We start from the raw sequence: 7,572 nt of genomic DNA on the forward strand, positions 1-7,572 counted from the left end.
GGCGCGACCAACGTCGTACCGGGCCTGGCAACCAAGTGGGATATTTCCGAGGATGGTCTCAAGTACACCTTTCACCTGCGTGAAGGGGTGAAATTTCATACAACGCCATATTTCAAACCGACACGCGATTTCAACGCCGACGACGTGCTGTTCACGTTTAACCGCATGCTCGATCCCGCGCAGCCATTCCGTAAGGCTTATCCGACCGAGTTCCCGTATTTCAACGGGATGAGCCTGAACAAGAACATCGCCAAGGTCGAAAAGACCGGGCCGCTGACCGTGGAGTTCACGCTCAACAGCGTCGACGCCGCGTTCATCCAGAACATCGCCATGAGCTTCGCCGCCATCCTGTCCGCCGAGTACGCCGACAAGTTGCTGGCCGAAGGCAAGCCGAGCGACATCAACCAGAAGCCGGTCGGCACCGGGCCGTTCGTGTTCAAGAGCTATCAGAAGGACTCGAACATCCGTTACACCGGCAACGAGCATTACTGGGACCCGAGCCGGGTCAAACTGAAAAACCTGATCTTCGCGATCAACACCGACGCCTCGGTGCGCGTGCAGAAGCTCAAGGCCGGCGAATGCCAGATCACCCTGCATCCGCGCCCTGCCGACGTTGAAGCACTGAAGGCCGACCCGAAACTGCAGCTGATTTCCAAGCCCGGCTTCAACCTCGGTTACATCGCCTACAACGTGCGCCACAAGCCCTTCGACCAGCTCGAAGTGCGTCAGGCGCTGGACATGGCGGTGAATAAACAAGGGATTCTCAACGCCGTTTATCAAGGCGCCGGGCAACTGGCCGTCAACGCCATGCCGCCGACCCAGTGGTCCTACGACGACAGCATCAAGGATGCCGCCTACAACCCGGAAAAAGCCAAAGAGCTGCTCAAGGCTGCCGGCGTCAAGGAAGGCACCGAAATCACTCTGTGGGCAATGCCGGTACAACGCCCGTACAACCCGAACGCCAAACTGATGGCCGAAATGCTCCAGGCTGACTGGGCCAGGATCGGTCTGAAAGTGAAGATCGTCAGCTACGAATGGGGCGAGTACATCAAGCGCACCAAGAATGGCGAGCACGACATCAGCCTGATCGGCTGGACCGGTGACAACGGGGACCCGGACAACTGGCTCGGCACGCTGTACAGCTGCGACGCCATTGGCGGCAACAACTATTCCATGTGGTGCGATCCGGCTTACGACAAGCTGATCAAAGAGGCCAAGGTCGTCACCGACCGCGACCAGCGCACCACGCTCTACAAACAGGCGCAGCAGTTGCTCAAGCAGCAAGTGCCGATCACGCCTGTCGCCCACTCGACGGTCAACCAGCCGTTAAGCGCCCGGGTTGAAGGCTTCAAGGTAAGCCCCTTCGGTCGCAACGTGTTTTCGGGCGTCAGTATCGATTAACCCAACCGATTAGCCGCAACGCTGAGGGGACTGTCTATCCCCTCACGCAAGCGCTTTGCCGAAATTCGCCAATCCGGCTTTTTGCAAACGTTTGCGATGTGTGAATGAGTTCTAAACCAATAACCGGCCAACCCAAAAAAGCCGGCATAAAAAGAAAGTAAAGGAGCTTCACCCATGAAACTGAGCAGCACCGCGATACTGGCCTTGGCCATCAGCAGCATCACCGCCACCGCTTATGCGGAAGAGCAGAGCCAGGCGTTCACTCCGGTGACCGTCAACGAGAAGAGCGCCCAGGCTGATGCCAAAGGTTTCCTCGAAGGTTCGACAATCAGCGGCACGACCCGTAACTGGTACGCGAACGAGCAACTCAAACGCGGCGGCAAGTTCACTTACCGCAAGGACGGTGTCGCCACCCCGACTGACCGTCGTATCAACTGGGTACAGGGCACCATCGTCAACTTCAGCTCCGGCTTCACTGAGGGCACCGTCGGTGTCAGCACTGAAATTGCCGCTTACAACGCTGTAGCGCTGGAGCGTAATCGCAAGGATCTGGCCTCCAACAATGGTGGCGCACCGGGTTCACGTCCAGGCGCGGGCAACAACCGTACGCTGACCAAGGAAGGCGGTGACGCTGAAGGCCAGTGGAGCAAACTGGGCCTGGCCAACGTCAAGTTCCGTGTTTCCAACACCACGCTGACCGCCGGTCGTCAGAACTTCAGCACGCCGATCGTCGACACGATCGGCAACCGTGCGCTGCCTTCGAGCTTTGAAGGTGTCAGCCTGCACAGCGAAGAACTGAACAACCTGTCGTTCGACGCCGGCAGCTTCGACCGCGTATCGCCGCGTACCGAAGAAAGCCTGTCGAAGTTCCGCACCGAGTACAGCGCCAACGGCGCAGAGACTGATCGCGTCAGCATCGTCGGCCTGAACTATCAGCCGCTGAAAAGCCTGAAGACCAGCCTGTACGCCTCCAAGGTGGAAGATTTCTGGAACCAGTACTACTTCGGCGCCACCCACGAACTGGGTGACAGCAATGTCGTGAGCCTGACCACCGGCCTGAACTACTACAAGACCGTCGATACCGGCAAGAAAGAGATGGGTGAAATCGACAACGACACTTACTCGCTGTCGTTCGGCCTGACTCACCAGGCCCACAGCCTGACCTTCTCGTACCAGGCCATCAACGGTGACGAATACTTCGACTATCTGCACGAAACCAACGGCATCTACCTGGCCAACTCCCTGCTGTCGGACTTCAACGGCCCGAACGAGAAATCCTTCCAGGTTGCCTACGGTCTGAACATGGCCGAATACGGCGTGCCAGGCCTGAAGTTCAACATCTACCAGGCGCGCGGCTGGGGCATCGACGGTACTCACTACACCGGTACTGCGTATGACGTACGCAACATGGACGGCGAGCATCACTACGAATACGGCATCGGTGCAACCTACGCGGTACAGAGCGGCCCACTCAAGGCGACCACCATCCGTGGCACCTACACCGCTCACCGCGCCAGCGAAAACCAGTCCGATGGCAGCATCAACGAGTTCCGTCTCGTGACCACCATCCCGTTCAACATCCTGTAAAAAACGCCCACCGACGGCTGACTCATGATGAGTCGGCCGTTCGGTTTTTTGTCTTCAACCGATTGCAGAGGGTTATCGATGAAAATGCTTCCCCTACGTGCAGCCGTCGCGGCTGCGTTGTTGAGCGCCGCCATCGGCGTCTCGGCCAAACCCTTGGTGGTCTGCACCGAAGCCAGCCCGGAAGGCTTCGATATGGTCCAGTACACAACTGCAGTCACTGCCGATGCGGTGGCCGAAACGATCTTCAACCGTCTGGCGGACTTCAAGCCCGGCACCACCGAAGTGATTCCGGCGCTGGCCGAATCCTGGGACATCAGTGAAGACGGCCTGACCTACACCTTCCATCTGCGCAAAGGCGTCAAGTTTCACACCACCGAATACTTCAAACCAACGCGCGACATGAACGCCGACGACGTGGTCTGGAGCTTCCAGCGTCAGCTGGACCCGAATCACCCGTGGCACAAACTGTCGAGTGTGGGCTTCCCGTACTTTGAAAGCATGGGCTTCAAGGAACTGCTCAAAAGCGTGGAAAAAGTCGACGACAACACGGTCAAGTTCACCCTGACCCGCCGCGAAGCGCCGTTCCTGGCCGACATCGCCATGGCGTTCTCCTCGATCTACCCGGCCGAATACGCCGACCAGTTGCTCAAGTCCGGCAAGACCGGCGACCTCAACAACAAACCGGTGGGCACCGGCCCGTTCATCTTCCAGCGGTACGCCAAGGATGCGCAGGTACGCTTCAAGGCCAACCCGGACTACTTCCGTGGCAAGGCCCCGGCCGACGCGCTGATTCTGGCGATCGCCACCGACAACAACGTGCGCCTGCAGAAGCTCAAGGCCAACGAGTGCCAGATCGCGTTGTATCCGAAACCGGATGACATCCCGAGCATCAAGAAAGACAGCAACCTGAAAGTCGACGAGATGGACGCGATGACCGTCTCGTACATCGCCATGAACACCCAGCACAAATACATGAGTGACGTGCGGGTGCGCAAAGCGATCGACATCGCTTTCGACAAGGAAGCTTACGTCAACGCACTGTTCGGCAAGGGCAACGCCAGCGTGGCGGTCAACCCGTACCCGCCGACGCTGCTGGGCTACAACCACGATCTGAAAAACCCGCCACGCGATCTGGACAAGGCCCGTGCCCTGCTCAAGGAAGCCGGGGTTCCGGAAGGCACCGTGTTTACCCTGTTTACCCGTAACGGCGGCGGCCCGACCAACCCCAATCCGATGCTCGGCGCGCAGATGATGCAGGCCGACCTGGCGAAAGTCGGGATCAAAATCGACATCCGCGTCATGGAATGGGGCGAAATGCTTAAACGCGCCAAGGCTGGCGAGCACGACATGGTGTCGGCCGGATGGGCGGGCGACAACGGCGACCCGGATAACTTCCTGACGCCTATGCTCAGTTGCGAAGCGGCCAAGAACGGCGAAAACTACGCTCGCTGGTGCAACGAGAAATTCCAGGGCCTGCTGGACGAAGCACGGGCTAAAGTAGATCCGGCCGAACGCGCGAAGCTCTACGAACAGGCCCAGGTGTTGTTTAATCAGGACCAACCGTGGATCAGCATGGCCCACACCCGGATGTTCACGGCAATGCGCAACAACGTAGAGGGTTATCACATCAGCCCTCTGACCACTAATAACTTCGCCACCACCCAGGTGAAGTAGATAAGAAACTCCCGGCCTCCCTGACCCCAGGGTCGCCGGGCACGCCTAACCGGCTGATGAGGTACCACACACGATGTTTAGTTTTATTGCCCGCCGACTGGGGTTGTTGATCCCCACGTTTTTCGGCATCACCCTGCTGACTTTCGCGTTGATTCGCATGATCCCTGGCGACCCCGTGGAAGTGATGATGGGCGAACGTCGGGTCGACCCCGAAATGCACGCTCAGGCAATGGAACGCCTAGGTCTGAACAAACCGTTGTATGCCCAGTATCTGGACTACATCGGCAAACTGGCCCACGGCGATCTCGGCGAGTCCCTGCGTACGCGTGAAAGCGTATGGACCGAGTTCACCTCCCTCTTCCCGGCGACCCTGGAACTGTCCATGGCCGCCCTGCTGTTCGCCGGTATCCTGGGCCTGCTGGCCGGGGTCATCGCGGCACTCAAGCGAGGATCCCTGTTCGACCACGGGGTGATGGGCATCTCCCTGGCGGGGTATTCGATGCCGATCTTCTGGTGGGGCCTGATCCTGATCATGTTCTTCTCGGTGAGCCTGGGCTGGACCCCGGTGTCCGGGCGGATCGACCTGCTCTACGACATCGAGCCGCGCACCGGTTTCATGCTGATCGATACCCTGCTGGCCGATGACATGGGCGCGTTCCTCGATGCCCTGCATCACCTGATCCTGCCGGCCATCGTGCTGGGCACCATTCCGCTGGCGGTGATCGCGCGGATGACCCGTTCGTCGATGCTCGAAGTGCTGCGCGAAGACTACATCCGTACCGCCAAGGCCAAAGGCCTGTCGCCGTCGCGCGTGGTGTTCGTGCACGGCCTGCGCAACGCGCTGATTCCGGTACTGACCGTGGTCGGCCTGCAAGTCGGCACCCTGCTGGCCGGTGCGGTTCTGACCGAAACCATCTTCTCCTGGCCCGGCATCGGTAAATGGCTGATCGAAGCCATTGGCGCCCGGGACTACCCGGTTGTGCAAAACGGCATCCTGTTAATCGCCTGCCTGGTGATTCTGGTCAACTTCGTGGTGGACATCCTCTACGGCTTTGCCAACCCACGCATCCGTCATCAGCGCTGAGGTCAATACCCATGAGCACTCCAACATCCTCAGTAGCCACTTCCGCCCCAAGCGCGGATCAAAGCCTGCTGTACCCGTCGCCGTACAAAGAATTCTGGCAAGCCTTCTCGAAAAACAAGGGCGCGGTTGCCGGCCTGCTGTTCATGCTGCTGGTGATTTTCTGCGCGATCTTCGCGCCGTGGGTCGCCCCGCATAACCCGAGCGAGCAGTACCGTGACTTCCTGCTGACGCCGCCGGCGTGGCTCGAAGGCGGGCAGATGCAGTTCCTGCTCGGCACCGATGAACTGGGTCGCGACCTGCTGTCGCGGCTGATCCAGGGTTCGCGCCTGTCGCTGCTGATCGGTCTGTCGTCGGTGGTGATGTCGCTGATTCCGGGGATCCTGCTGGGTCTGTTCGCCGGTTTCTTCCCGAAAATGATCGGCCCGACCATCATGCGTCTGATGGACATCATGCTGGCCCTGCCGTCGCTGCTGCTGGCTGTGGCGATCGTCGCCATCCTCGGCCCTGGCCTGATCAACACCGTGATTGCTATCGCTGTGGTGTCCCTGCCGTCCTACGTGCGTCTGACCCGTGCTGCGGTGATGGGCGAACTGAACCGCGACTACGTGACCGCCGCGCGCCTGGCCGGTGCCGGTCTGCCGCGTCTGATGTTCATCACCGTGCTGCCCAACTGCATGGCGCCGCTGATCGTGCAGGCCACCCTGAGTTTCTCTTCGGCGATTCTCGATGCTGCGGCACTGGGCTTCCTCGGCCTTGGCGTACAACCGCCAACCCCTGAGTGGGGCACCATGCTGGCCTCGGCCCGCGACTACATCGAACGCGCCTGGTGGGTAGTGAGCCTGCCGGGTCTGACCATTTTGCTCAGCGTGCTGGCAATCAACTTGATGGGCGACGGTCTGCGCGATGCGTTGGACCCGAAACTCAAGAACGCCGCCTGAGGAGATTCCCATGTCACTGCTAGAAATCAAGAATCTCAACGTCCGCTTCGGCGACAAGAACGCGACGCCCGTGGTCGATGGCCTCGACCTGAAAGTCGACAAGGGCGAAGTCCTGGCCATCGTTGGCGAGTCGGGTTCGGGTAAATCCGTGACCATGATGGCGCTGATGGGCCTGATCGAACACCCCGGCATCGTGACCGCCGACTCGCTCAGTTTCGACGGCAAGGACATGCTCAAGCTGAGCAATCGTCAGCGTCGGCAAATCGTCGGCAAAGACCTGTCGATGGTGTTCCAGGACCCGATGACCGCGCTCAACCCGAGCTACACCGTCGGCTTCCAGATCGAAGAAGTGCTGCGCCTGCACCTGAAAATGTCCGGCAAGCAAGCGCGCAAACGCGCCATCGAACTGCTGGAAAAAGTCGAAATCCCGGGCGCCGCCAGCCGTATGGACGCCTACCCGCACCAACTGTCCGGTGGCATGAGCCAGCGTGTGGCAATTGCCATGGCGATTGCCGGCGAGCCGAAACTGCTGATCGCCGACGAACCGACCACGGCACTCGACGTGACGATTCAGGCACAGATCATGGATCTGCTGCTGGCGTTGCAGAAAGAGCAGAACATGGGCCTGGTGCTGATCACCCACGACCTCGCCGTCGTGGCCGAAACCGCCCAGCGAGTGTGCGTGATGTACGCCGGCCAGGCGGTTGAAGTCGGTCAGGTGCCGCAACTGTTCGACATCCCGGCGCACCCGTACAGCGAAGCGCTGCTCAAGGCGATTCCCGAGCACAGCCTGGGCGCCTCGCGCCTGTCCACCCTGCCGGGCATCGTTCCGGGTCGCTACGACCGTCCGCACGGTTGCCTGCTGTCGCCGCGCTGCCCGTACGTGCA

The 7,572-nt window shown here is 60.1% G+C and carries 6 protein-coding genes; all 6 read left to right on the forward strand.

All coding sequences use genetic code 11. The annotated features are described in order from the left end of the window. On the forward strand, positions 1-1,401 hold a 1,401-nt coding region (locus DBR18_RS18885; protein ID WP_256588786.1), incomplete at its 5' end, for an ABC transporter substrate-binding protein. Between the two features lie 174 nt (positions 1,402-1,575). Continuing rightward, on the forward strand, positions 1,576-2,988 hold the full coding sequence (locus DBR18_RS18890; RefSeq protein WP_108591442.1) for an OprD family porin: 1,413 nt from the start codon (positions 1,576-1,578) through the stop codon (positions 2,986-2,988). A 78-nt stretch (positions 2,989-3,066) separates the two neighbouring features. Next, complete coding sequence (locus tag DBR18_RS18895) at positions 3,067-4,662, forward strand: ABC transporter substrate-binding protein (protein WP_108591443.1); 1,596 nt, start codon at positions 3,067-3,069, stop codon at positions 4,660-4,662. A 73-nt stretch (positions 4,663-4,735) separates the two neighbouring features. After that, positions 4,736-5,746 carry an ABC transporter permease subunit gene (locus DBR18_RS18900; RefSeq protein WP_007953665.1) on the forward strand — a complete coding sequence of 337 codons (1,011 nt, stop codon included), beginning with the start codon at positions 4,736-4,738 and terminating at the stop codon, positions 5,744-5,746. A gap of 11 nt (positions 5,747-5,757) precedes the next feature. Beyond that, on the forward strand, positions 5,758-6,684 hold the full coding sequence (locus tag DBR18_RS18905; protein WP_003221608.1) for an ABC transporter permease subunit: 927 nt from the start codon (positions 5,758-5,760) through the stop codon (positions 6,682-6,684). A 10-nt stretch (positions 6,685-6,694) separates the two neighbouring features. Then, positions 6,695-7,572, forward strand: an 878-nt coding sequence (locus DBR18_RS18910; RefSeq protein WP_177482408.1) for an ABC transporter ATP-binding protein, incomplete at its 3' end; no start/stop codon positions are given.

The organism is Pseudomonas sp. HMWF021 (assembly GCF_003061005.1).
GTDB lineage: Bacteria > Pseudomonadota > Gammaproteobacteria > Pseudomonadales > Pseudomonadaceae > Aquipseudomonas.